Source organism: Fontimonas sp. SYSU GA230001 (assembly GCF_040066175.1).
In the GTDB taxonomy this organism is placed as follows: domain Bacteria; phylum Pseudomonadota; class Gammaproteobacteria; order Nevskiales; family Nevskiaceae; genus Solimonas.
In genome coordinates this window covers 1-23317 of record NZ_JBEAAM010000019.1, presented here as the reverse complement: position 1 = coordinate 23317, position 23317 = coordinate 1, and the positions used below count along the sequence as shown (strand labels likewise).

Below are 23317 nucleotides of genomic sequence, written 5' to 3'. Positions count from 1 at the left end.
GGTTTACTTCAGCAGCGAGGACAGCAGGATCCAGAGGATGCCCAGCGGCGCGACATAGCGCAGCACGAACAGCCATAGCGGCGACCACGGCTGGTGCAGCTTGCCTTCGTTGGACAGATGGTGCGCTGCCGGCTGCGCCCACGCCCAGCCGACGAACAGCGCGGTCAGCAGCCCGCCGATCGGCAGCAGCAGGTTGTTCGACAGGAAGTCCATCAGGTCGAACCAGGTCTTGCCGAACAGCGTGAAGCCGTTCCACAGGCCGAAGGACAGCGAGGCCGGCACGCCGAGCAGGAAGCAGACGCAGGCGGCGACGATCACCGTGCGGCGGCGGTCGAGGCCGTGCTCGTCCACGAAATACGCGACCATCGGTTCGAGGATGGACACGGCCGAGGTCAGCGCCGCGATCGCCAGCAGCGTGAAGAACAGCACACTGAACACGGCACCGAAAGGCATCGACGCGAACACCGCAGGCAGCGTGATGAAGGTCAGGCCGGGGCCGGCGCTCGGGTTGAAGCCGAAGGCGAATACCGCCGGCAGGATCATCAGGCCGGCGAGCACCGCGGCGCAGGTGTCGAGCAGCACGACGGTCAGCGCCGCCGATGGCAGGTTTTCCTGTTTCGACAGGTAGGAGCCGTAGGTCAGCAGCGTGCCCATGCCGATCGACAGCGAGAAGAACACCTGCGAGATCGCGTCGTAGAAGGTGCGCGTGCTGACCTTGCTGAAATCCGGCACCAGGTAGAACGACAGGCCCTGTGCGGCGCCGGGCAGCGTCAGCGCGCGCGCGACCAGGACCAGCAGGATCACGAACAGCGCCGGCATCAGGATCTTGTTCCAGCGCTCGATGCCGCGGGCGATGCCGCCGACGACGATCCACGCCGTCAGGCCGATGAACAGGCCGGCATAGACGATCGGCGCGACCGGGTCGGACACGAAGGCGCCGAACGCCGCTTCCAGCACCTTCGGATCGGTGCTGTGCAGGCCGCCGCGCAGCGACTGCACGATGTAGGCGAGCGTCCAGCCGGCGACGACGATGTAGAACGACAGGATCGCAAAGCCGGTGAACACGCCGAGGAAGCCGACACCGGCCCAGCGCGCGCCGCCGAGTGCGCGGAACGCGCCGACCGGATTGCGCTGTGCGGTACGGCCGACCACCATCTCGGCCAGCGCCAGCGACACGCCGAACGCGACGATGATGCCCAGGTAGATCAGCAGGAAGGCGCCGCCGCCGTTGGTGCCGGTGATGTACGGGAAGCGCCAGACATTGCCGAGGCCGATCGCCGAACCCGCCGCGGCCATGATGAAGCCGAAACGGCTGCCCCAGTTCTCCCTGCCGACACTCATTCCGTATCCCCCGGTAAGAAGGGCGGATTATGCCGGACTCGGCTGCAGTGTCTCAGCGGGAACGCCCTCAGAGCCGTCCGAAAAGAAAGCCCGGCGCGCGGCCGGGCTCGTTGCTCTTGCATTTCAGCAGCGCCGTGTTGCCATCCATGGCCGGGCGTTCGCCGGGCCTAAAGCGCCACCGGCGCTCCGGCGTCACTCCGGCTCACCCCTCAACGATTGCGACCACGCCCTGGCCGCCGGCGGCGCAGATCGAGATCAGGCCGCGGCCGCCGCCGTTCTGGCGGATGATCTTGGCCAGCGACGCGAGGATGCGGCCGCCGGTCGCGGCGAAGGGATGGCCGGCGGCGAGGCTGCCGCCCTTGACGTTCATCTTGCTGCGGTCGATGGTGCCCAGCGGCTGGTCGAGGCCCAGGCGCTCCTTGCAGAACTTCGGGTCTTCCCAGGCCTTGAGCGTGCACAGCACCTGCGCGGCGAAGGCTTCGTGGATCTCGTAGAAGTCGAAGTCCTGCAGCTTGATGCCGGCGCGGGCGAGCATGCGCGGCACCGCGTAGGCCGGGGCCATCAGCAGGCCCTCCTTGCGGCCGCCGGCGAAATCGACCGCCGCGGTTTCCATGTGCGTCAGGTAGGCCAGCGGCTTCAGCCCGCGCGACGCGGCCCAGTCCTCGGAGGCGAGCAGCACCGCGGAGGCGCCGTCGGTCAGCGGCGTCGAGTTGCCGGCGGTCAGCGTGCCCTGGCCGGACTTGCGGTCGAAGGCCGGCGCCAGCGACGCGAGCTTCTCCAGGGACACGTCGGCACGCAGGTTGTTGTCGCGCTCCAGCCCGGCGAAGGGCACGATCAGGTCGCTGAAGAAGCCTTCGTCGTAAGCCTTCGCGGCCTTCTGGTGCGATTCGAGCGCGAGCAGGTCCTGGTCCTCGCGGCGGATCTTCCATTCCTTGGCCATGACCTCGCAGTGCTGGCCCATGCTCATGCGCGTGCGCGGTTCGCCGTTGGTCGGAATCGCCGGCGCCAGCATCGACGGACGGAACTTGGCCAGTGCCTTGAGGCGCTGCGTGCCGGTCTTGGCGCGGTTCACTTCGAGCAGGATCTTGCGCAGCTTGTCGTTGACCTCGATCGGCGCGTCGGAGGTCGTGTCCACGCCGCCGGCGATGCCGGACTCGATCTGGCCGAGCGCGATCTTGTTGGCGACGTTGATCGCCGCCTGCAGGCCGGTGCCGCAGGCCATCTGCACGTCGGACGCTGCGGTATCGGCGGACAGCCCCGACGACAGCACCGACTCGCGGCACAGGTTGAAGTCGCGCGAGTGCTTGAGCACCGCGCCGGCCTGGACCTCGCCGAGGCGCTCGCCGTGCAGCTGGAAGCGGTCCACGACGCCCTTCAACGCGGCGGTCAGCATGTCCTGGTTGGATTTGGTCGCGTACGCGGTGTTGGAACGCGCGAACGGGATGCGCGCTCCGCCGAGAATCGCCACCTTGCGGCCGTAGGGTTTCATCGGATGCTCCTGAGGAGGGGGAAAGGGAACCTGCGCCGATTATCCGGCGCGCCTGTGACCGTGGCTATTGCCGGTGCGCCAGGTGCATCCGCCTGCCGGCGAACCGCGCGGGCTGAACTCAGCCGGCCGGGCGACCGGCGGGCGGGTCGGGGAACAGGCGGCGTGGAATCCAGATCAGGTAGGCGACCATCCCGAACAGCTCGACCAGCGACTGGATGACGATGACGACCGCCGCGACCTCCCAGCCCGGCGGCAATGTCAGCGCGAACGGCAGCACGACGAAGGAATTGCGCGTGCCCAGGCTGAAGGCGAGCGTCCGCCCCTGCGGTGCCGGCAGGCGGAACAGCGTGGCGAGCCGGCGCGCGAGCAGCGCCGCGAGGAGCAGGTATGCCGCGAACAGCGGCACGACGCGCGGCACGGCGGCCAGCGCCGTACCCAGCGCCGCGACCTGCGCGCCGGCGATCAGGAACACGACCAGCGCCAGCAGCGGCACCGGCCACCATGCCAGCGTCTCGCGCACAGCCGCGCGCTGCGGCCGCGCCTCGATCCAGCGTTCGCTCAGCGCCGCGGCGGCGAGCGGCAGCAGCACGATGGCCAGTGCCGGCGCGGCCCGTGCGGGCGTCAGTGCGCCGGTCACGCCGGCACCGCCCATCAGCCACAGATAGACCGGCAGCAACAGCAGCTGCAGCAGCAGGTTGAGCGGCGTCACCGCGATCGCGCGCGGCGTGTCGCCGCGCCCCAGCTGCGAAAAGGTGATGAACCAGTCGGTGCAGGGTACCAGCAGCACCAGCAGCACGCCCAGGCGCAGCGCCGGATCGGGCGGCAGCAAGGATGCGAGCGCGGCGACGACGAGCGGGACCAGCACGAAGTTGCCGGTCAGTGCCGCCGCCACGAAGCGGTGATCGGCGAAAGCCGCCCGCAGGTGCAGCAGCGGCACCTGCACGAAAGTGGCATAGAGCAGGACCATCAGGGCCGGCCAGAGCAGCGCCGCCAGCGCCGGCGCGCTGCCGGGCAGCGCGCTGCCGGTCAGCAGTCCCGCGGCGATCGCCGCGAGGTAGATCCAGACCTGCCCACGCTCCAGGTCCAGCCGGGTCATGGCGGTGCCATCAGGTGCAGCCGGTCTTCGCGCAGCACCGCCGGTACGCTGCCGCCCGGCGACAGGCGCAGAACTTCGGTCAGCCGTGCGGAGACCTGAAAGTGCAGCATGGCTTCGACACCGGGCAGCCGCGCGTCGATGCGGACCTCCTCGCCCATCGGCAGCAGGCGGACGAGGCTCAGCTCGACGCGATTCGGGCCGTCGGGCAGGGCGCGGTCGGTGATGCCGGGCAGGCGGATGGCGCCGTCGGGCAGCACGCAGTCGAGCGGCTTTCCCGGTGCGAATTCCGGGCGGTATCGGCTGGCCAAGCGCAGGCCGCCGATCCCGATCCAGCTGCGGTCGGCCGCCGCGTCGTGTTCGATCAGCCGGCCGCCGAACACGTTGCGCAAGCCCATCAGGCGCGCGGCGACGGCGCTGACCGGCCGAGCCATGACCTCGTGCGGCACGCCGGTCTGCAGCGTGCGGCCCTGATCGAGCAGGCTCATGCGGTCGGCGAGCAGCAGCGCCTCGGTCAGGTCGTGCGTGACCATGACGACCGGCAGGACCAGCTCCTGCTTCAGCTCGGCCAGTTCCCCGTACAACGTCTCGCGCGTGGCGCGGTCCACCGCCGAGAACGGTTCGTCGAGCAGCAGGATCGAGGGCTCGCGCGCGAGTGCGCGCGCCAGGGCCACGCGCTGCTGCTGGCCGCCGGACAGCTCGGCGGGCCGGCGCGACGCCAGGCCATCGAGATGCACCTTCTCCAGCCAGGTGCGGGCGTGCCGTGCCCGTTGCCCGCGCGGCAGATGGCCCAGCCCGGCCTCGACATTGGCCAGCGCCGACAGGTGCGGGAACAGTCCGTAGTGCTGCGGCACGTAGCCGACCCGCCGCTGCTGCGGGCTCAGGTTCACGCCCGTCTGGGCATCGAACCACGGCCGCTCGCCGCAGCGGATCGAACCGGACGCCGGCCGCGACAGGCCGGCGATCATGCGCAGCAGCGTGGACTTGCCGCTGCCCGAGGGACCGACCAGCGCCAGCACCTCGCCGCCGCGGCAGCTCAGCTCGGCGTCGAACGGAACCGGCCGGCCCTGGCGGACCTGCAGCCGGAACTCAGAGCTGCGGCAGGACACGCCGCCTCCCGTAGCGCTGGCCGAGCGCGGTGGCGGTGGCCAGGACGGTCACCGAGAACAGCAGCAGCAGCAGCGACATCTGCCCGGCCGAGCGGAAGTCGAAAGCCTGCACGCGGTCGTAGATCGCGATCGCCACGGTCTTGGTCTCGCCCGGGATGCTGCCGCCGACCATCAGCACCACGCCGAACTCGCCGAGCGTGTGCGCGAAGGTCAGCACCAGGCCGGTCAGCACGCCGGGCCAGGCCAGCGGCAGTTCCACGCGCAGCAGCGTCCGCCAGAAACCCATGCCGCAGCAGGCGGCGGCATCGCGCACTTCGTCCGGGATGGTCTCGAAGGCACGCTGGATCGGCTGCACCGCGAACGGGATGTTGACGATCAGCGAGGCCACCACCAGCCCGGAAAAGTGAAACACCAGCGGCGCGCCGGTGAGACCCTCGATCCACTGGCCGATCGGCGAGCGGCCGCCGAGACCGACCAGCAGGTAATAGCCGACGACGGTGGGCGGCAGCACCAGCGGCACGGCCAGCAGTGCCTCGACCACGGCGCGGCCGCGGAAACGTCCATAGGCCAGCCCGCGGCCTGCGAACAAGGCGGCGGGCAGCAGCAGCAGCACCGTCACGGCGCCGAGTTGCAGCGTGAGCCTGAGTGCCTGCCAGTCCATCAGTCGGCCTCGTCCGGCAGCACGAAGCCGTAGCGGCGCATCACGCTGCGCGCGGCAGGCGCCTGGAGATAACGGTAGAACGACTCGGCGGTCGCGTCGGCGCGCTTCAACAGCACCATGCGTTGCTTCAGCGGTTCGTGCCACCCGGCGGGGATCAGGGCGTAGCGTCCCTGATCCTGCATCTGCGGCGCGCGCGCCAGCGACAGCGCGATGATGCCGCCGGCCGCCGAACCGCTGGTGGCGAACTGCGCCGCCTGCGAGACGTTTTCGCCGAACACCAGTTTCGGCCGGATCGCGTCCCACAGCCCGGCGTGGCGCAGGGCTTCCTCGGCGCGCCGGCCGTAGGGCGCGTGCTCGGGATTGGCGATGGCGAAGCGCGCGATCCGGCCGGCCCTGAGCGCCTCGGCGAGGCCCTTGAGTTCGCCGTCCACGGCCAGCTCCGACGACGGCGGCGCCATCAGCACGATGCGGCCGATCGCGTAGAGCGTGCCCGCATCGCGCGTGTAGCCGTCCTTGTGGAGCTGCAGGACATAGTCCTCGTCCGCCGACAGATACATCGCATACGGGGCGCCATTGCGGATCTGCGTGGCGAAGGTGCCGGACGAGCCGAAGCTCAGCTTCACGCGCTGCCCGCTGTCCGCTTGGAAGGTGGCCGCGATGTCCTCCAGCGCGAACTTGAGGTCCGCGGCGGCGGCCACCACCGGCACTTGCTGTGCGAACAGTGCGGGTGCCAGCAGCCCGGTGGCGAGCAGACACAGCAGTCGGGCCATGGCGTGTCTCATCGGAAGCTGTACGTGGCATCGAGATAGGCGTAGGTCGTATCGCCGTAGCCGTTCGCGTTCGGCGCATCCTTCAAGAACGGTCCGCGCGCCAGCACGGCGACGCCGGCGTCCAGCCGCAGGGTCTCGGCGCTCAGCCAGTGACGGACATTGAGTTCGAACTGGTGGCCGGCGAAGCGGCCAGATGCGCCGCTGGCATCGCGCACGCCGGTGCCGGAGAAGCCGTCATGGCGATCTTCGAGCCAGAGCGCGCGCCAGGCGACGAAGCCGTCCCAGCGCGCATCCGGCCGCAGGTCCAGCCGCAGACCGGGCGACAGCAGGTTGGCGCGCGCGATTGCACCGTAGAGGCTGGTCGGTCCGTACTCGCTGCGTCGCGCACCGAATAAGGTATCGAAGCGCTTGTAGGTGTGCGGACTGCGACCGTCGCCGCTGGCCACGTCGAGGAACAGCGCCCCCCGTGGCGATGCGGATGCGGGGAGGCAGTGGCCGACTTCGGCGTGCAGGAAATAGGCTGACACGTCGAGATCCCGGGTGTCGCTGTCGGCGCTGGAGGCGCGCGCCTGCCCGGTCTGCCAGGCGAATTCCAGGTCGTAGTCCGTCTGCCCGATGCGGCTGGTGCGATAAAGGCGAAGCCCCGGCGTCCACAGGCGGCGGTTGCGCGTGGGGTGGCCGTCCGCATCCCGCTCCAGCAAGCCGTAGGCGTAGAGTTCCGCGCTGCCACCTCCGAGTCCGGGGCGGGTCCAGGAGCCGCCGAAGAACTGCAGGTCGGGACTTTCGCGGTCCCATTCCACGCCGTTGTGCTCGATCCCCAACCGATCGCTCGGCAGGCGCGTGTGCGGCATCGTCCAGAACAGGGTCAATGACCGGTCCGCGCCGATCTCGCCATCGAATCGCAGCCCGGTGAACGCATTGGTCGTATTGCGGAAGCGGTTGCGCGCGACCAGCCGCCGCGAACCGACGTCCATCGTGAAGCGGCCCGCCGTGAGGCGGGATTCGTGCAGACCCGCCCAGCCATGGCCGGGTGTATACGCCGCGTACAGTTGCGCGAGCTCGAGGGCATTGACCTCACTGGTGCCGGCTGCCGAGCGTTCCTGCTGGCCGTAGGCGCGGCTGTCGAACAGCTCGCCGCCCCAGCGCCACGGGGCGCGCGCGTACTCCGCGAACAGCGTCGTGCGTAGCGACAGCAGTCGGTCGTGTTCGGCGAGGCCGGGGCGGAAGGTGTTGTCGATGGTCTCCACGCGCACGCGCAGGCTGCCGTCGAGGATCCACGCCGGAGGCGGTCCGGTTGCGCCTTGCGCCCACAGCGGCCCAGCCGCCAGCAGCGTCACCAAGGTGGTGGCGAGTCCCCTTCCGGTCATGTCCCGTGCGCTGATCCGCGATATATACAAAACTATATAACGGCAGTCGCGGTCGGCGCCAGGTTTGCCGGTGCGGCAAGCGCCTCTCAGAGTTTGTGACGTTCTCGACGCAGCGCGCCACAGCGATGTAGATGCGGATTTGCAGCGGCTAAATCGGCTTTCAGCACGCCTACGCTGCCCATTTTCGGCCTCCGGTGAGTCGAAATTGGGAGTTCGAGAAATGCGGTTGATTTACTCACAGCCTCTCAGTCGAGGCGGACGAGAATCACGCTGGCGGCGTTGAACATCGCGGTGGCCGGCTCGCCCTTCCTGAGGCCGAGATCCTTGAGGCCGGTGTTCGAGACGATCGCGGCGATCGCCAGGCCGCTATCGAGGGCGAGCACGACTTCGGAATTAACCGCGCCCTTCTGCACGCGGGCGACGGTGCCGCCGAGCTGGTTGCCGGCCGAACAGCGTCGCGCGTCCGGCGCGCCGGACGCCAGCAGCACCCAGGATGCCTTGATCAGCGCGGTCAGCGGCACGCCCGTCTTCAGGCGCATCGTGTGTGCGCTGCCGTGCGTCACGGTCGCGAACAGGCGCTGGCCGCCGGCGATCTCCAGCTCGACCTCGTCGTTGACGGTGCCGCGGCGCAGCGCCGTGACACGGCCGACGAACTGGTTGCGCGCACTGCTGAGCATGGCGATGCGGCCGAGCACCGGCAGGTCGCGCGCGGCGCTGGCGTGCTCGCGGCCGATGCGGGCCACCAGTCCGCGCTGACCTTCGAGCAGCTTCTCGTACATTGCCAGCAGTTCCCGACCGCGCGGCGTGAGCCATGTGCCGCCGCCGCCCCGGCCGCCGGTCGTGCGCGTGACCAGCGTGCCTTCGGCGAGATTGTTCATCGCCTCGACCGCGTCCCAGGCGCCCTTGTAGCTGAAGCCGGCCGCCTTGGCGGCCTTGACCAGCGAACCGGTTGCGGCGATTGCCTGCAGCAGGGCGAGCCGCCGCCGGCCGCCGACCGGCCCGCCGACGGATGCGAACAGCGCCTCGTCACTGGCGTCGCTGGGTTGGTTCATCGATGCCTCCAGGACGTGCAAGTCGTCTGCAGCCGGATCGTCACGGACGGCGGCCGCGGCATACGGTTCTGCACGATACCGGGCGGGCGTTCGCCGATGAAGGCCCCGGACCTGCGGCCGCGGCCGGTGACCCGGAAGCGCGCGTCGCTCATGAGGCGGCGTGCGCGCGGATCAGCGCGGTGAAACGCGCACCGTACTGGGCCAGCTTGCGGTCGCCGACGCCCGGGATGCGCGCGAAGGCGTCGAGGTCCTGCGGCCGATCCTCGGCCATCGCGCGCAGGCTGGCGTCGGTGAAGATCACGTAGGGCGGCACGCCGGCCTGTACCGCCAGTTGCTTGCGCAGCGCGCGCAGCGCCTCGAACAGCGCGTCGTCGGCCGGCAGCGACGCCGGCGCCGCGGTGCCGTGTCGCGGCTTGCGTCCGGCCGCCCGGCGCGGCGGAGGCGCCGCCACTTCGACGCGCCGCTCGCCGCGCAGCACCGCGCGGCTGGCCGCGTTCAGCTGCAGCACCGGGTAGCCATCCTGGGTCTCGTCGATCAGGCCCTGGTGCAGCAGTGCACGCAGCACGACGCGCCACTCGTCCTGCGACAGTCCGCGGCCAATGCCGTAGGTGGACAGGTCGGTGTGGCCGTTGCGGCGGATCTTGTCGGTGTCGGCGCCGCGCAGCAGGTCGATCACGTAGCTGCCGCCGAAGCGCTGCTGGCGCTGCGCCAGGCGCGCGACACAGGACAGCAGCTGCTGCGCGGCGAGCGTGTGATCGACCCGCGTGCGCGGTTCACAGCAGTTGTCGCAGGCGCCGCACGGCGGCGTGAACGTCTCGCCGAAGTAGCGCAGCTGGATGCTGCGCCGGCATTCGCTCGACTCGGCGTAGTCGAGCACCTGGCGCAGTTGCTGGCGGGCGATGCGCTGCTCGTCCTCCAGCGGCGCGCCGGTGTCCGGGTGCGTCTTCTGTCCGATCAGGAACTCGGCGGTGCGGATGTCACCGGCGCCGAAGTAGAGCGTGCAACGTGCGGGGGCGCCGTCGCGGCCGGCGCGCCCGGCCTCCTGGTAGTAGCCCTCGATGGTGCGCGGCAGGTCGTGGTGCACGACCCAGCGCACGTCCGGCTTGTCGATGCCCATGCCGAAGGCGATGGTCGCGACCATCACCTGCACGTCGTCGCGGATGAAACGCTCCTGGTGCGTGCGGCGCGTGTCGGCGTCGAGACCGGCGTGGTAGGGCAGCGCAGCGACGCCGTCGCCGCGCAGCTTCGCGGCCAGCTCGTCGACGCGCCTGCGCGACAGGCAATAGACGATGCCGGACCCGCCGCCCCGCGCCTGTTCGAGCAGTTCGCGGTAGCTGTGGCGGTCCTTGGGGCGCACCGCGTAGTACAGGTTCGGCCGGTTGAAACTGGCGACGTGAACCGCCGCATCACGCAGCTGCAGCTGCGTGCCGATGTCGCGGCGCACGCGCTCGGTCGCGGTCGCCGTGAAAGCCCAGCACGGCAGCTGCGGAAAACGCGCCCGGAATGCGGCGAGCTGGCGGTATTCGGGGCGGAAGTCGTGTCCCCACTCGGACACGCAGTGCGCTTCATCGACGACCAGCGCCGACAGCCCGGCCTGCTGCTGCAGCTGTGCAACAAATCCGTCGAGGAAATCCGGCAGCAGCAAGCGTTCCGGGGCCACGTAGAGCAGTTTCACGCCGCCGGAGAGCAAGGCTTGCTGGCGCCGGCGGGCCTCGGCAGCGTCGAGGCTGGAGTTGAGGAAGGTCGCGGCGATGCCCATGCCGTCGAGCAGGCGCACCTGGTCCTGCATCAGCGCGATCAGCGGCGACACCACCAGCGTCACGCCGGACCGCAGCAGCGCCGGCAGCTGGAAGCACAGGGATTTGCCGCCGCCGGTCGGCATGATCGCGAGCAGGTCGCGGCCGGCCAGCGCGTCGCGCACGATCGCTTCCTGACCGGGGCGGAAGTGCTCGAAACCGAAGCGGTGCTTGAGCGCTTCGTGGATCGCGTCAGCAGTCACCGCACCGGGATTCAGGTCTCCTGCGACCACTCGGCGAGGATGTGTTCGAGGTAGTGGATGTGATGCAGGCCCTGCGCGAACACCTCGTCGGCCATGATGCGGCGCTGCAGCGGGATGTTGACGTGGATGCCCTCGATCACCATCTCGGCGAGCGCCTGGCTCATGCGCGCGAGCGCGGTGTCGCGGTCGCGGCCGTAGGCGATCAGCTTGCCGATCATCGAGTCGTAGTGCGGCGGCACGCGGTAGCCGGCGTAGCAGTGCGAGTCGATGCGGATGCCCGGGCCGCCCGGCGCGTGGTACTTCCGGATCTCTCCCGGCGATGGCACGAAGCTGCGCGGGTGTTCGGCGTTGATGCGGCACTCGATCGCGTGGCCGCGCATTTCGATGTCGCTCTGGCGCAGGCGCAGCGGCTCGCCGTCGGCGATCTGGATCATCTCGCGGATCAGGTCGATGCCGGTGACCATCTCGGTCACCGGATGCTCGACCTGGATGCGCGTGTTCATCTCGATGAAGAAGAAACGGCCGTCCTCGTAAAGGAACTCGAAGGTGCCGGCGCCGCGGTAGCCGATGCGCTTGCAGGCCTCGACGCACAGGCCGCCGACTTCGGCGCGCTGCGCCGGCGTGATGCCGGGCGCCGGGGATTCCTCGACGACCTTCTGGTTGCGCCGCTGCATCGAGCAGTCGCGCTCACCCAGATGGATCGCGTGGCCCTGGCCGTCGGACAGCACCTGGAACTCGATGTGCCGCGGCGTCTCCAGGTACTTCTCCATGAACACGCTGCCGTCGCGGAACGCGGCCTGCGCCTCGCTGCGCGCGAGCTGGATCTTCTGGATCAGCTCGCTCTGGCTGTGCACGACGTGCATGCCGCGTCCGCCGCCGCCGGCCGCCGCCTTGATCAGCACCGGATAGCCGACCCTGGCGGCGATGTCGATGCAGGTCTGTTCGTCGTCCGGCAGCACGCCGTCGGAACCGGGCACACAGGGCACGCCGGCCGCGATCATCGCCGCCTTGGCATTGGTCTTGGAGCCCATCAGGCGGATGGTTTCGGGTCGCGGGCCGATGAAGATGAAGCCGGACTTTTCCACCGACTCGGCGAAGTCCGCGTTCTCGGACAGGAAGCCGTAACCCGGGTGGATCGCGTCGGCCTGCGTGACTTCGGCGGCCGAGATGATCGCCGCCATGTTGAGGTAGCTGCGGGCAGCCTGCGCCGGGCCGATGCACACGGCCTCGTCGGCCAGCGCGACGTGTTTCTGCTCGCGGTCGGCGGTGGAATAGACCGCCACGGTCTTGATGCCGAGCTGGCGGCAGCAGCGCAGGATGCGCAGGGCGATCTCGCCGCGGTTCGCGATCAGGATCTTCTGGATGTTCTTCATGGGGAGGAACCGCGTCCGGTGGCGCTTCCTCTCACTCGATCGCGAACAGCGGCTGGTCGAATTCGACCGGCTTTTCGTTCTCGACCAGGATCTCGACGATCACGCCGGCCTTGTCGGCTTCGATCTGGTTGAGCATCTTCATCGCCTCGATGATGCACAGCACCTGGCCGACCTTGACCGTCTGGCCGACCTCGACGAAGGCCTTGGCGCCCGGCGACGGCGCGCGGTAGAAGGTGCCGACCATTGGCGCGCGCACGATGTGCCGGTTGTCCGTCTTGGCCGCGGTGGGCGGTGCGGTGGGTGCGCCGGCCGCGGCGGCCGCGGGTGCGGGCGTCGGGGCGGCGGCGAGCGCGGGAACCGGCGGCGGCAGGTACGGGACCGGCGCGGCGGCCGCGAGCGTCTGCCGGCTGATGCGCACCGACTCCTCGCCCTCGCGGACTTCCAGTTCGGAAATGCCGCTCTGTTCCACCAGCTCAATCAAGGTCTTGATCTTGCGCAAATCCATTGGGCCCCCCGAGGGCTTCAGTTCTTGGCCGTGAGGCGTTCATTCGCGGCGAGCAGGGCGAGGCGGTAGCCCAGCGGCCCGCAGCCGACGATGACGCCTGCGGCGATGTCGGACAGGTACGAGTGCCGGCGGAAAGGCTCCCGCGCGTGCACGTTGGACAGGTGAATCTCGATGAACGGGAGGGCGACGCCCAGCAGCGCGTCGCGCAGGGCGATGCTGCTGTGGGTGTAGGCGCCGGGATTGATCAGGATGAACTGCGTGCCGTCGCCGCGCGCCTGCTGGACGCGGTCCACCAGCGCGCCCTCGTGATTGCTCTGGAAGCAGTCGAGCGCGTGCCCCAGCGCATGCGCCTCGTCGCGCAGCTGCTGTTCGATGTCGGGTAGCGTGCGGCTGCCGTAAACGCCCGGTTCACGGGTGCCCAGCAGATTCAGGTTCGGTCCGTTGATCAGCAGCAGGCGGCTCAAGGTTCGGCTCGTGCACGAGGTCGCCGCATTCTGCACGAGTGGATCCGAACAATACAAGATGGGCGAAATTGGCCGCAGATCGCCGCAAAATCCTATGCAATCGAGGCTGGCTGCCGGTTCTGGCGCGTCACTGGCCGAGGTTCGAGGTAATCAGGCTTTCCAGCGCATCCCGCGACAGGCCGCCCAGTACGCGGTCGGCGATGCGGCCCTGCGGATCGATCAGCACGCTGTACGGCAGCGCGCCGCGATCATTGCCCAGCGCCTGCATCGCCGCGTCGGCCGCGGCGAAATCCGGCATCACCGGGTAATTGATGCCGAAGCGCGCGATCACCGGCGCGACGGCGTCGGCGTCGTCCAGTGCGGGGCCGAGAATCTGCAGGCCCTGCGCCGCGTAGCGGCGCTGCGCATCGACCAGCAGCGGCAGTTCGTCCATGCAGGGTGCGCACCACGACGCCCAGAAGTTCAGCAACACCCACCGGCCGCGCAGCGCGGCCAGCGCGTGCGCCTGGCCGGCAGCGTCCCGCAGCACCAGTGGCGGTGCCTCGCGGCCGATCAGCGCGGGGCTGCGGTCGATCCGCTGATAGGCGTAGAAGCCGGCGATGCCGGCCACGAGGGCCAGCGCGAGCACAGCGAATCCCTGGCGCATGCGGTGGTCGGTAGAAGACGGATCGACGTGTGCGGGTCAGCGGCAGGCGTCGAGCACCCACTGCAGATAGGGCGGATGCCCGCGGTCCAGATCGACCGCGACGATCTCCGGAAGTTCGTAGGGATGCAGCGACAGCACCGCCTCGCGCAGCGCGTCGAAGCGCTCGGCCGGGTGTTTGATCAGCAGCAGCACCTCGTCGTCGCGGCAGACATCGCCGTTCCAGCGGTACACCGAGCGCAGTCCGGGCAGGATGTTGACGCAGGCGGCGACGCGCGTGCGCACCAGCAGGTCGGCCAGCGCGTCGGCGGCGTCGGCCGGGCAGGTGACGAGGGCAAGGGCCACGGACATGCGTATATTGTGTCCCGCCGCGGCACGGACGACAAAGGCCGCGCACCGCCACACGACCCATTCGACGTGATCGAGATCCTGTTCCTGAGCGCGCTGCTGGTCGCAGGGGGCGCGAGCTACGGCCTGTGGTACTGGCGGCGGCAGGCGCGCGCGGCCCAGGCGCGGCTGCGCGAGACGCCGAGTGTGCCCGATCCGCGTGAGCGCGAGCGCATCGCGGCTGAGGAGCGCGCCAAGATCTTCCGTGACCTGCACGACGACATCGGCGTCAAGCTGCTGGCGCTGCTGCACACGGTCGGCGACGTGCGCCACGCCGACCTGGTGCGCTCGATCATCTACGACCTGCGCGACATCGTCTCGCGCTCGCGCCGCCCGCCGGGCACGCTGCTGGAGGTGCTGGCACAGATCCGCGACGAGATGGAGCAGCGTCTCGAAGCCTTCAACGTCGAACTCGGCTGGCGTCAGGATCCGGCGACGCCGGATGTCGCGGTGGTGGGCGCCAGCGCGCTCAACCTGTTCCGCATCATGCGCGAGGCGGTCACCAACGCGATCCGTCACGCCGGTGCCAGCACGATCGCGGTCAACATCGCCTGCCGGGAAAGGCAGCTGGTGTTCGAGATCGCCAACGACCGGCCCGGTCCGCGCCGGCCCACGCCCGCCGGCAGCGGTACACTGGGCATGCAGGAGCGCGCGGCCTCGCTGGGCGGCAGCGTGCGCTGGCTCAACGAGTCTTCCGGCGGCGTCAAGGTCGTCCTGGAAGTGCCACTGGATTCCTTGCAGGCGGTGACGTGAAAACCATCGAACGCGCGCTGGTCGTCGAGGACGTCGCATCGGCGGCGGCCTGGTTGTCGGGCCTGCTGCAGGACGTGTTCGCCTGCGAGATCTACATCGCCGCGTCGGTGGCCGAGGGCCGGCGCAAGCTGGCGATGTACCAGCCGGACCTCGTGCTCGTGGACCTGGGCCTGCCGGACGGATCGGGCATCGATCTGCTGCGCCACGCCGCGCAGGACTATCCGGACTGCCTGCGCGTGGTGACGACGATCTACGCCGACGACGACCACCTGTTCGCCGCGCTGCGCGCCGGCGTGCAGGGTTATCTGCTCAAGGACGAACCGGACGCCAAGGTGCGCCGCGCGCTGCGCAGCATCGCCGACGGCGAGCCGCCGCTGTCCTCGCTCGTCGCCCAGCGCATGCTCGCCGCGTTCGGCGCAGGGCCGCAGGTCGGAGCGGCAGACAGCGATGACAGCAACGACGGCAACCTGTCGCCGCGCGAGCGCGAAGTGCTCATGCTGATCGCCAAGGGTATGCGCCTGCCGGAGGTCGCGGAGATGATGAACATCAGCCGCAACACCGCCGCCGGCTACATCAAGTCGGTGTATCGCAAGCTCGGCGTGTCGTCGCGCGCGGAAGCGGCGCTCAAGGCCGCCAATCTCGGCCTGGTCTGATCCGCGCCGGACAGGAAACTCCTCATGGGCGGCGCCGGTCGCCGCCCTAAAATGCCGCCTCCCGCACGGAGGACGGCATGACGACCGAATCCACACCCGATTTCGTGTTCTCCGGAACCCCGCCGCCGCGCGACGCGGCGCGGACGGCGATCACCGCACACTACCTCGCCGACGAGACCGAGCTGATCAACCGCCTGCTCGGCATCGCCGGCCTGCCGGATGCGGCGGCGCAGGCGGTGACGGCGCGCGCGGCCGACTGGGTGACGCGCGTACGCCGGTTGCGCGACGAGCAGTCCGCACTCGACGCCTTCATGCAGCAGTACGACCTGTCGTCCGAGGAGGGCGTGCTGCTGATGTGTCTGGCCGAGGCGCTGCTGCGCATCCCCGACGACGAGACCGCCGAGCGCCTGATCGCCGACAAGCTGGCCAACGCCGACTGGGAGGCGCATCTGGGCGAGAGCGACTCGCTGTTCGTCAACGCGTCCACCTGGGGCCTGATGCTGACCGGGCGCATCGTCAAGCTGTCGCCGCAGACCACCGGCAATTTCCGCGCCGCGATCAACCGCATGATCGGCAGGTCCACCGAACCGGTGATCCGGCTGGCGATCCGCCAGGCGATGCGGCTGATGGGCTCGCAGTTCGTCATGGGGCGCACGATCGAGGAGGCGCTGAAGAACGCGCGCTCGCGCGAGCAGCGCCGCTATCTGCATTCGTTCGACATGCTGGGCGAGGCCGCGTTGACTGGCGCCGACGCCGAGCGCTACTTCGAGGCCTATCGCCAGGCGATCGGTGCGATCGGTGGCCACGCCGACGCGACGCGCGAGGCGCCCGTGTTCCAGCGCCCGAACATCTCGGTGAAGCTGTCGGCGCTGCATCCGCGCTACGAGTTCGCGCAGCGCGAGCGCGTGCTGCGCGAACTGGTGCCCAGGCTGCTGCAGCTGGTGCAGCTGGCCAGGGCGCACAACATCGGCCTGACCGTCGATGCCGAGGAGGCGGACCGCCTGGAGCTGTCGCTCGACGTGTTCGAGGCGGTATTCCGCGACGAGTCGATCGGTTTGTGGGAAGGCTTTGGCCTCGCCGTGCAAGCCTTCCAGAAGCGTGGGCTGTTCGTCGTCGAGTGGCTGGAGCAGCTGGCGCGGACCGTCCAGCGGCGCATCCCGGTGCGCCTGGTCAAGGGCGCGTACTGGGATACCGAGGTCAAGCGGGCGCAGGAAGCGGGCCTGCCCTCGTACCCGGTGTTCACGCGCAAGGCCAACACCGACGTCGCCTATCTGGCCTGCGCGCGCCGCCTGCTCGCCGCGCGCGACCTGTTCTACCCGATGCTGGCGACACACAACGCGCACACGATCGCCGCGGTGCAGGCCTACGCCGGCGATACGGCGAACTACGAGTTCCAGCGCCTGCACGGCATGGGCGAGGCACTGTACGAAGTCGTCGGCGAGGACCTGCCGGTGCCCTGCCGCGTCTATGCGCCGGTCGGCTCGCACGAGGACCTGCTGCCCTACCTGGTGCGGCGCCTGCTGGAGAACGGCGCCAACACCTCCTTCGTCAACCGCATCTTCGACGAGCAGGTACCGGCCGAGCAGCTGGTCGCCGATCCGGTCGCAACGGTCGCCGCGCTGGCGGTCAAGCCCAACCCGGCGCTGCCGCTGCCGCCCGATCTGTACGGCGCGACACGGCGCAACTCGCAGGGCCTCAATCTGGCCGACGAGAGCGTCCGCCTCGTTCTGCGCGATGCGCTGCGCGGCTTGCCCTTGACGGGACGGGCGCAGTCGCTGCTGGCCGTCGGCAATGCCGACGGCGAACGCCACACCGCCAGTTCGCCGGCGGATCGTCGGCGCATCCTCGGCGAATGGAGCGCCTGTCCGACCTCGCGGTGCGCGGACATCATCGAGGCGGCGCTGCGCGCGCAGCCGCACTGGAACGCGCGCGACGTCGATGCGCGCGCGGCGATCCTCGAACGCGCGGCCGACCAGCTGGAGCGGCGTGCCGCCGAGTTCATGCAACTGGCGATCCTCGAAGCCGGCAAGACGATTCCCGACGCCATCGCCGAGGTGCGCGAGGCGGTGGACTTCCTGCGCTACTACGCCGTGGCCGCGCGCCGTCTGATGGCGCGCCCCGAAACGCTGCCGGGACCGACCGGCGAGCACAACGAGCTGCAACTGCACGGCAAGGGCGTGTTCGTCTGCATTTCGCCATGGAACTTTCCGCTGGCGATCTTCACCGGCCAGATCGCCGCGGCGCTGGTCACCGGCAATGCGGTGATCGCCAAGCCCGCCGAGCAGACCGGTTTCATCGCCGTGCGTCTGGTGCAGCTGCTGTTCGACGCCGGCGTGCCCCGCGAGGTCCTGCAGCTGGCCCTGGGCGCCGGTGACCTGGGCGCGGCGCTGGTCGCCGACGTGCGCATCGCCGGTGTCGTCTTCACCGGCTCGGTCGAGGTCGCGCAGGCGATCAACCGGACGCTCGCGGCGCGGCGCGGGCCGATCGCGACGCTGATCGCCGAGACCGGCGGCCAGAACGCGATGATCGTCGATTCCTCGGCACTCCCCGAGCAGGTGGTCAAGGACACGATCCACTCCGCCTTCCTGTCCGCCGGCCAGCGCTGCTCGGCGCTGCGCGTGCTCTATCTGCAGGAGGACATCGCCGACAAGACCGTCGCGATGCTGCGCGGCGCGATGCGCGAGCTGGTGATCGGCGATCCGGCATTGCTGAGCACCGACATCGGTCCGGTGATCGACGCCGACGCGCGCGACCGGCTCGATGCGCATGCGGCGAAGATCACCGCGGCCGGCCGTCCGATCGCGCACCTGGCGCTACCGGACGCCTGCCGGAACGGCACTTACTTTGCGCCCTGCGCAGTCGAGATCGACCGCATCGAGCAACTCGAATCGGAAAACTTCGGCGCGATGCTGCACGTGATCCGCTACGCGCGCCGTGACCTGGATGCGGTGATCGACGCGATCAACGCCAGCGGTTACGGCCTGACGCTGGGCATCCACTCGCGCATCGAATCGACCTGGAAGCGCGTCCAGGCCCGCGCGCGGGTCGGCAACTGCTACGTCAACCGCGGCATGACCGGTGCCGTCGTCGGGGTGCAGCCCTTCGGCGGAGAGGGCCTGTCCGGCACCGGCCCGAAGGCCGGCGGACCGCATTACCTGTTGCGCTTCGTCAGCGAGCGCACGCTGACCGTCAACACCGCGGCGGTCGGCGGCAACGCCCGTCTGCTGGCGCAGAGCGGCTGACCGCGCCCGTCCGCGAACCTGTAAGCTCCTGTCGCCATGCCGCAAGCCCCCCGCGAATCGAACAAGCTGGTCCGCCTGCGCCAGCGTGACGAGCAGCCGTTCCAGCTGAAGGCCGACTGGCAGCCGGATGGCGACCAGCCGGCAGCGATCGCCGCGCTGGTGCAGAACCTGCGCGACGGGCTGACGCACCAGACCCTGCTCGGCGTCACCGGATCCGGCAAGACCTTCACGATCGCGAACGTCATCCAGCAGCTGCAGCGTCCGGCACTGGTGATGGCGCCGAACAAGACGCTGGCGGCGCAGTTGTACGGCGAGTTCCGCGAGTTCTTCCCGCACAACGCGGTCGAGTACTTCGTCTCGTATTACGACTACTACCAGCCGGAAGCCTACGTGCCGAGCACCGACACCTTCATCGAGAAGGACAGTTCGGTGAACGAGCACATCGAGCAGATGCGCCTGTCGGCGACCAAGTCGCTGATGACGCGGCGCGATGCGATCATCGTCGCGTCGGTGTCCGCGATCTACGGTTTGGGCGATCCGGAAAGCTACTTCCAGATGGTGCTGCACCTGATCAAGGGCGAGCGCCTCGACCAGCGCGACCTGATCCGCCAGCTGACCGCGATGCAGTACACCCGCAACGAAGTCGCGATCGAGCGCGGCACCTACCGCGTGCGCGGCGAGGTGATCGACATCCATCCGGCGGAGTCGGATGCCGAAGCGATCCGGGTCGAGCTGTTCGACGACGAGATCGAGTCGCTGAGCACCTTCGATCCGCTGACCGGCGAGGTGAAGCAGAAGCTGCCGCGTGTCACGGTGTTCCCGAAGACGCACTACGTCACGCCGCGCGAGCAGATGCTGGGCGTGCTCGACGCCATCCAGCAGGAAATGCGCGAGCGGGTGACGCACTTCCAGTCGGTCGGCAAGCTGCTCGAGGCCCAGCGGCTCGAACAGCGCACGCTGTTCGACCTGGAGATGATCCGCGAGATCGGCTTCTGCTCCGGTATCGAGAACTACTCGCGCTACCTGTCCGGGCGCGCGCCGGGCGAGCCGCCGCCGACCCTGCTCGATTACCTGCCGCCCGATGCGATCGTCGTCATCGACGAGTCGCACGTGACCGTGCCGCAGATCGGTGGCATGTACCGCGGCGACCGCAACCGCAAGGAGACCCTGGTCGAGTACGGCTTCCGCCTGCCGTCGGCGCTCGACAACCGGCCGCTGCGCTTCGATGAGTTCGAGCGCATCTGTCCGCAGACGATCTTCGTCTCGGCCACGCCCGGCCCGTACGAGCTGGAGAAGTCGCACGGTGCCGTCGTCGAACAGGTCGTGCGTCCGACGGGTCTGGTCGATCCGGACGTGGAGATCCGCCCTGCGGCCAGCCAGGTGGACGATCTGCTCGGCGAGATCCGCATCCGCGCCGACCGGCACGAGCGCGTGCTGGTCACGGTGCTGACCAAGCGCATGGCCGAGGACCTCACCGACTACCTGCACGAGAACGGCGTGAAAGTGCGCTACATGCACTCCGACGTGGACACCGTCGAGCGCGCCGAGATCATCCGTGATCTGCGTCTGGGTTTGTTCGACGTGCTGGTCGGCATCAACCTGCTGCGCGAAGGCCTCGACATTCCCGAGGTGTCGCTGGTGGCGATCCTGGATGCCGACAAGGAAGGCTTCCTGCGCTCGGAGCGCTCGCTGATCCAGACCATCGGCCGCGCGGCGCGCAATCTGCACGGCAAGGCGATCCTCTATGCCGACCGCGAGACCGACTCGATGAAGCGTGCGATCGGCGAGACGACGCGCCGGCGCGACAAGCAACTCGCCTACAACGCCGCGCACGGCATCACGCCCAAGGGTGTGCAGAAGCGCGTCGCCGACGTCATGCGCTACGGCTACGAGGATGTCGCCGGTCGTGCCCTCAAGGCGGCGGAGGTCAAGGCCCGGTACGACGTGCTGCCGCCCGAACAGATGGCGAAGCAGATCGCCAAGCTGGAGAAGGAGATGAAGCAGCTGGCGATGAATCTGGAGTTCGAGGCCGCGGCCGCCAAGCGCGACGAGATCCGCCGGCTGCGCGAACGCGCGCTGGTCAATGCCGCCTGAGCGGTTTCCTGTCAGGGGCCGGTCGGGATTTGCATGACCGATGCCGGAAGAATCGTCGGCATCGCGCCGTCGTCGGGGGACAGACGAACCGGTCGCGGCCGGGCACATTGGCGATCAGGAGTCCGATCACAGCCCCCTCAGGAGCCTTGCCGATGTCCTCGATCCGCCGCATCCCGGTACTGGGCCAGCCCTCCAGGTCCATTCCACTGAACCGCAGCGAACCGCAGCTGCCGGTGGCCCCGATGCCGATCCCGGCACGCGGTCCGCACCTCGGCGTCCCGGCAGACGTCCAGCGCGGCCGTTGAGGGCGCCGTCGCCCGTGCGCGACCGAAGTCGCGCTTGCGCGCATCCCACCTCGCCGGTATCCTTCGCGCCCCTGCACAAACCGCAGGCGCGTAGCTCAGCTGGTTAGAGCACCACCTTGACATGGTGGGGGTCGTTGGTTCGAGTCCAATCGCGCCTACCAAATCAAAGACTTAGGGAAGGGTTTCGCCCTTCCCGATATTTTTCCGAGAAGTTCCCGAAATGCCCGACCTTGGTTGGGCATTTTGTCGTTTTGTCCCGATGCGGTCGTTCGCACCGACGGCCGCGGATCGCGGCCTGCCCGCGCACGGGACGGATGTGGAGGCGGACTCCTCAGGCGCGGACCACGCGCCCGTCGCCGCGGAACTGGCCGCGGGTATCGACGATCAGCCGGGCATGGCGCGCCAGCAGCGCGTAATCGACCGCGCTGTGATTGGTGGCGATCAATACGAGATCGTAGTCCGGCAGCCGATCCGCGGTGATCGGCACGCTGGTCTTGTCGTATGCGCCGCGCCGGATGCGCGGGATGCGCGGGATCAAGGGGTCGTGGTAATGGACGTCCGCGCCCCGTTCCTCGAGCAGGTCCATCAGTTCGAGGGCCGGCGATTCGCGCAGGTCGTCCACGTCCTTCTTGTAGGCGATGCCGATCATCAGGACGCGCGATCCGCGCACGGCGCGGCCGGTGTCATTGAGGGCGTCCGCGACTTTCTGCACCACCCAGTGCGGCATGTGGCTGTTGATCTCGCCGGCGAGCTCGATGAAGCGCGTGTGCAAGCCGTACTCGCGCGCTTTCCAGGTGAGGTAGAAGGGATCGATGGGGATGCAGTGTCCGCCCAGTCCGGGGCCGGGGTAATAGGGCACGAAGCCGAAGGGCTTGGTCGCGGCAGCGTCGATGACCTCGAAGATGTCGATGCCCATGCGATCGGCCAGCATCTTCATCTCGTTGACCAGGCCGATGTTCACCGCGCGGTGGATGTTCTCCAGCAGCTTGGCCAGTTCGGCCACCCGGGGTGAGCTGACCGGGACGACGCGCTCGACGGCCTGGGCGTAGAGGATCTGCCCCAGCGCCAGGCAGGTCGGCGTGCAGCCGCCGACGATCTTGGGGATGTTGTGCGGTCCGTAGCGGGTGTTGCCCGGATCCTGGCGCTCGGGCGAGAACACCAGGAAGTAGTCCTGGCCTAGGGTCAGCCCGCTGTGGTCGAGCACGGCGCGCAGGTCCTCGTCGGTCGTGCCCGGATAGGTGGTGCTCTCCAGTGAGACGAGTTGCCCCGGACGCAGCCGCGCCGCGATCGCGCGGCCGGTGTCGAGCACGTAGCTCAGGTCCGGTTCGCGGTGGCGGTCGAGCGGGGTCGGGACGCAGATGAGCAGTGCGTCGGGTTCGTCCAGCCGCGAGAAATCGGTGGTGGCGCTGAGTCCGCGCTGCGTGGCCGCGACGACATCCGCGGCCGGCAGGTAGTTGATGTAACTCTGTCCCCGCTCGATGCGCGCGATCTTCTCCCGATCGATGTCGAAGCCGAGCACGCGGAAACCGCATTGCTCGAAGCGCAGCGCCAGCGGCAGGCCGACGTATCCCAGGCCAATGACTCCGATGACGGCGGTGCGATCCTGCAAGCGCTGTCGCAGGCTGCTGGCGGCCGCGGGGAGGTCGGGCATGGCAGTCGAGGACGAGGGGTCGCGTCAGGTCGGGACGTGATCGCCGTGGCAATCAAATGACATGCCATGGCTGATCGTGTCGCAGAATACCACGCCAGCAGCCCATGCCTGGGCTTGATTTGGCGCTCCTACCGGGATTCGAACCCGGGTTTAAGCCTTGAGAGGGCTCCGTCCTAGGCCTCTAGACGATAGGAGCGAGGGGTCTGCCGCAGCCGAGCCGGCCGCGAAGGGCGCGTATTATGGGTGCGTCGGAGCCGTTCAACAAGGGGCAGCCTCTTCCAATGACACATGAGCCTGAAGGGGGTGCGTGATTCCAACGTGAAGTGAGCCTGAAAGGCCGGCGGGGCGGCGGGATCATCGGAGGAT

The 23317-nt window shown here is 69.1% G+C and carries 20 protein-coding genes and 2 tRNA genes; 6 read left to right on the top strand and 16 right to left on the bottom strand.

Annotated features, from left to right (window positions below):
• Positions 1–3: 3 nt before the first annotated feature.
• The 14 genes from AAG565_RS10965 to cutA all read right to left on the bottom strand — a co-directional run bounded on the left by AAG565_RS10965 (position 4) and on the right by cutA (position 14217).
• Positions 4–1341 carry a sodium-dependent transporter gene (locus tag AAG565_RS10965; protein ID WP_348819635.1) on the bottom strand — a complete coding sequence of 446 codons (1338 nt, stop codon included), beginning with the start codon at positions 1339–1341 and terminating at the stop codon, positions 4–6.
• A gap of 202 nt (positions 1342–1543) precedes the next feature.
• Entirely contained in the window at positions 1544–2830 is a 1287-nt protein-coding gene (locus AAG565_RS10960; protein WP_348819634.1) for an acetyl-CoA C-acetyltransferase, read from the bottom strand.
• Positions 2831–2948: 118 nt separating this feature from the next.
• Positions 2949–3926: an arsenic resistance protein gene (locus AAG565_RS10955; RefSeq protein ID WP_348819633.1), complete on the bottom strand. Its 978-nt coding sequence runs from the start codon at positions 3924–3926 to the stop codon at positions 2949–2951.
• Positions 3923–5032, bottom strand: coding sequence for an ABC transporter ATP-binding protein (locus AAG565_RS10950; RefSeq protein ID WP_348819632.1), 1110 nt, complete (start codon positions 5030–5032; stop codon positions 3923–3925). Before AAG565_RS10950 ends, AAG565_RS10955 begins: the two co-directional genes overlap by 4 nt.
• Positions 5013–5693, bottom strand: coding sequence for a molybdate ABC transporter permease subunit (modB, locus tag AAG565_RS10945; protein ID WP_348819631.1), 681 nt, complete (start codon positions 5691–5693; stop codon positions 5013–5015). Before modB ends, AAG565_RS10950 begins: the two co-directional genes overlap by 20 nt.
• On the bottom strand, positions 5693–6463 hold the full coding sequence (gene modA, locus AAG565_RS10940) for a molybdate ABC transporter substrate-binding protein (protein ID WP_348819630.1): 771 nt from the start codon (positions 6461–6463) through the stop codon (positions 5693–5695). The genes modB and modA overlap by 1 nt, the downstream gene beginning before the upstream one ends.
• 8 nt (positions 6464–6471) lie before the next feature.
• Entirely contained in the window at positions 6472–7830 is a 1359-nt protein-coding gene (locus AAG565_RS10935; protein ID WP_348819629.1) for an alginate export family protein, read from the bottom strand.
• A 245-nt stretch (positions 7831–8075) separates the two neighbouring features.
• The gene (locus AAG565_RS10930) at positions 8076–8882 is read right to left on the bottom strand and encodes a TOBE domain-containing protein (protein WP_348819628.1); all 807 of its coding nucleotides are present in this window, start codon (positions 8880–8882) and stop codon (positions 8076–8078) included.
• A 148-nt stretch (positions 8883–9030) separates the two neighbouring features.
• Positions 9031–10881, bottom strand: coding sequence for a DNA helicase RecQ (gene recQ, locus AAG565_RS10925; RefSeq protein WP_348819627.1), 1851 nt, complete (start codon positions 10879–10881; stop codon positions 9031–9033).
• A gap of 11 nt (positions 10882–10892) precedes the next feature.
• Positions 10893–12254: an acetyl-CoA carboxylase biotin carboxylase subunit gene (gene accC, locus AAG565_RS10920; protein WP_348819626.1), complete on the bottom strand. Its 1362-nt coding sequence runs from the start codon at positions 12252–12254 to the stop codon at positions 10893–10895.
• Positions 12255–12285: 31 nt separating this feature from the next.
• Positions 12286–12759, bottom strand: a complete 474-nt coding sequence (gene accB / locus AAG565_RS10915; RefSeq protein WP_348819625.1) for an acetyl-CoA carboxylase biotin carboxyl carrier protein — start codon at positions 12757–12759, stop codon at positions 12286–12288.
• Positions 12760–12776: 17 nt separating this feature from the next.
• On the bottom strand, positions 12777–13223 hold the full coding sequence (gene aroQ, locus AAG565_RS10910; protein ID WP_348819624.1) for a type II 3-dehydroquinate dehydratase: 447 nt from the start codon (positions 13221–13223) through the stop codon (positions 12777–12779).
• 127 nt (positions 13224–13350) lie between these two features.
• Positions 13351–13869: a TlpA disulfide reductase family protein gene (locus AAG565_RS10905; RefSeq protein ID WP_348819623.1), complete on the bottom strand. Its 519-nt coding sequence runs from the start codon at positions 13867–13869 to the stop codon at positions 13351–13353.
• Positions 13870–13905: 36 nt separating this feature from the next.
• The gene (gene cutA, locus AAG565_RS10900) at positions 13906–14217 is read right to left on the bottom strand and encodes a divalent-cation tolerance protein CutA (protein WP_348819622.1); all 312 of its coding nucleotides are present in this window, start codon (positions 14215–14217) and stop codon (positions 13906–13908) included.
• Positions 14218–14283: 66 nt separating this feature from the next.
• Between cutA and AAG565_RS10895 the strand changes: the two genes are divergently transcribed.
• The 6 genes from AAG565_RS10895 to AAG565_RS10870 all read left to right on the top strand — a co-directional run bounded on the left by AAG565_RS10895 (position 14284) and on the right by AAG565_RS10870 (position 21461).
• Positions 14284–15006, top strand: a complete 723-nt coding sequence (locus tag AAG565_RS10895; RefSeq protein ID WP_348819621.1) for an ATP-binding protein — start codon at positions 14284–14286, stop codon at positions 15004–15006.
• Complete coding sequence (locus AAG565_RS10890) at positions 15003–15659, top strand: response regulator transcription factor (protein ID WP_348819620.1); 657 nt, start codon at positions 15003–15005, stop codon at positions 15657–15659. Before AAG565_RS10895 ends, AAG565_RS10890 begins: the two co-directional genes overlap by 4 nt.
• Before the next feature lie 77 nt (positions 15660–15736).
• On the top strand, positions 15737–18901 hold the full coding sequence (gene putA / locus AAG565_RS10885) for a bifunctional proline dehydrogenase/L-glutamate gamma-semialdehyde dehydrogenase PutA (RefSeq protein ID WP_348819619.1): 3165 nt from the start codon (positions 15737–15739) through the stop codon (positions 18899–18901).
• A 36-nt stretch (positions 18902–18937) separates the two neighbouring features.
• Positions 18938–20995, top strand: a complete 2058-nt coding sequence (gene uvrB / locus AAG565_RS10880; protein WP_348819618.1) for an excinuclease ABC subunit UvrB — start codon at positions 18938–18940, stop codon at positions 20993–20995.
• 152 nt (positions 20996–21147) lie between these two features.
• Positions 21148–21300 carry a hypothetical protein gene (locus AAG565_RS10875; RefSeq protein WP_348819617.1) on the top strand — a complete coding sequence of 51 codons (153 nt, stop codon included), beginning with the start codon at positions 21148–21150 and terminating at the stop codon, positions 21298–21300.
• An 84-nt stretch (positions 21301–21384) separates the two neighbouring features.
• Positions 21385–21461, top strand: a tRNA-Val gene (locus AAG565_RS10870).
• 170 nt (positions 21462–21631) lie between these two features.
• Here the strand turns inward: AAG565_RS10870 and AAG565_RS10865 are convergent.
• Positions 21632–22951 carry a nucleotide sugar dehydrogenase gene (locus tag AAG565_RS10865; protein ID WP_348819616.1) on the bottom strand — a complete coding sequence of 440 codons (1320 nt, stop codon included), beginning with the start codon at positions 22949–22951 and terminating at the stop codon, positions 21632–21634.
• A gap of 120 nt (positions 22952–23071) precedes the next feature.
• A tRNA-Glu gene (locus tag AAG565_RS10860) sits at positions 23072–23147 on the bottom strand.
• Positions 23148–23317 lie beyond the last annotated feature (170 nt).

What these genes read in the sequence shown, in the direction of transcription:
- cutA (WP_348819622.1), bottom strand. Translation starts at nt 14,217, where the DNA reads ATGTCCGTGGCCCTTGCCCTCGTCACCTGCCCGGCCGACGCCGCCGAC.
- AAG565_RS10905 (WP_348819623.1), bottom strand. Translation starts at nt 13,869, where the DNA reads ATGCGCCAGGGATTCGCTGTGCTCGCGCTGGCCCTCGTGGCCGGCATC.
- modB (WP_348819631.1), bottom strand. Translation starts at nt 5,693, where the DNA reads ATGGACTGGCAGGCACTCAGGCTCACGCTGCAACTCGGCGCCGTGACG.
- AAG565_RS10960 (WP_348819634.1), bottom strand. Translation starts at nt 2,830, where the DNA reads ATGAAACCCTACGGCCGCAAGGTGGCGATTCTCGGCGGAGCGCGCATC.
- AAG565_RS10865 (WP_348819616.1), bottom strand. Translation starts at nt 22,951, where the DNA reads ATGCCCGACCTCCCCGCGGCCGCCAGCAGCCTGCGACAGCGCTTGCAG.
- AAG565_RS10965 (WP_348819635.1), bottom strand. Translation starts at nt 1,341, where the DNA reads ATGAGTGTCGGCAGGGAGAACTGGGGCAGCCGTTTCGGCTTCATCATG.
- AAG565_RS10875 (WP_348819617.1), top strand. Translation starts at nt 21,148, where the DNA reads ATGTCCTCGATCCGCCGCATCCCGGTACTGGGCCAGCCCTCCAGGTCC.
- putA (WP_348819619.1), top strand. Translation starts at nt 15,737, where the DNA reads ATGACGACCGAATCCACACCCGATTTCGTGTTCTCCGGAACCCCGCCG.
- accB (WP_348819625.1), bottom strand. Translation starts at nt 12,759, where the DNA reads ATGGATTTGCGCAAGATCAAGACCTTGATTGAGCTGGTGGAACAGAGC.
- AAG565_RS10955 (WP_348819633.1), bottom strand. Translation starts at nt 3,926, where the DNA reads ATGACCCGGCTGGACCTGGAGCGTGGGCAGGTCTGGATCTACCTCGCG.
- uvrB (WP_348819618.1), top strand. Translation starts at nt 18,938, where the DNA reads ATGCCGCAAGCCCCCCGCGAATCGAACAAGCTGGTCCGCCTGCGCCAG.
- accC (WP_348819626.1), bottom strand. Translation starts at nt 12,254, where the DNA reads ATGAAGAACATCCAGAAGATCCTGATCGCGAACCGCGGCGAGATCGCC.
- modA (WP_348819630.1), bottom strand. Translation starts at nt 6,463, where the DNA reads ATGGCCCGACTGCTGTGTCTGCTCGCCACCGGGCTGCTGGCACCCGCA.
- AAG565_RS10935 (WP_348819629.1), bottom strand. Translation starts at nt 7,830, where the DNA reads ATGACCGGAAGGGGACTCGCCACCACCTTGGTGACGCTGCTGGCGGCT.
- AAG565_RS10930 (WP_348819628.1), bottom strand. Translation starts at nt 8,882, where the DNA reads ATGAACCAACCCAGCGACGCCAGTGACGAGGCGCTGTTCGCATCCGTC.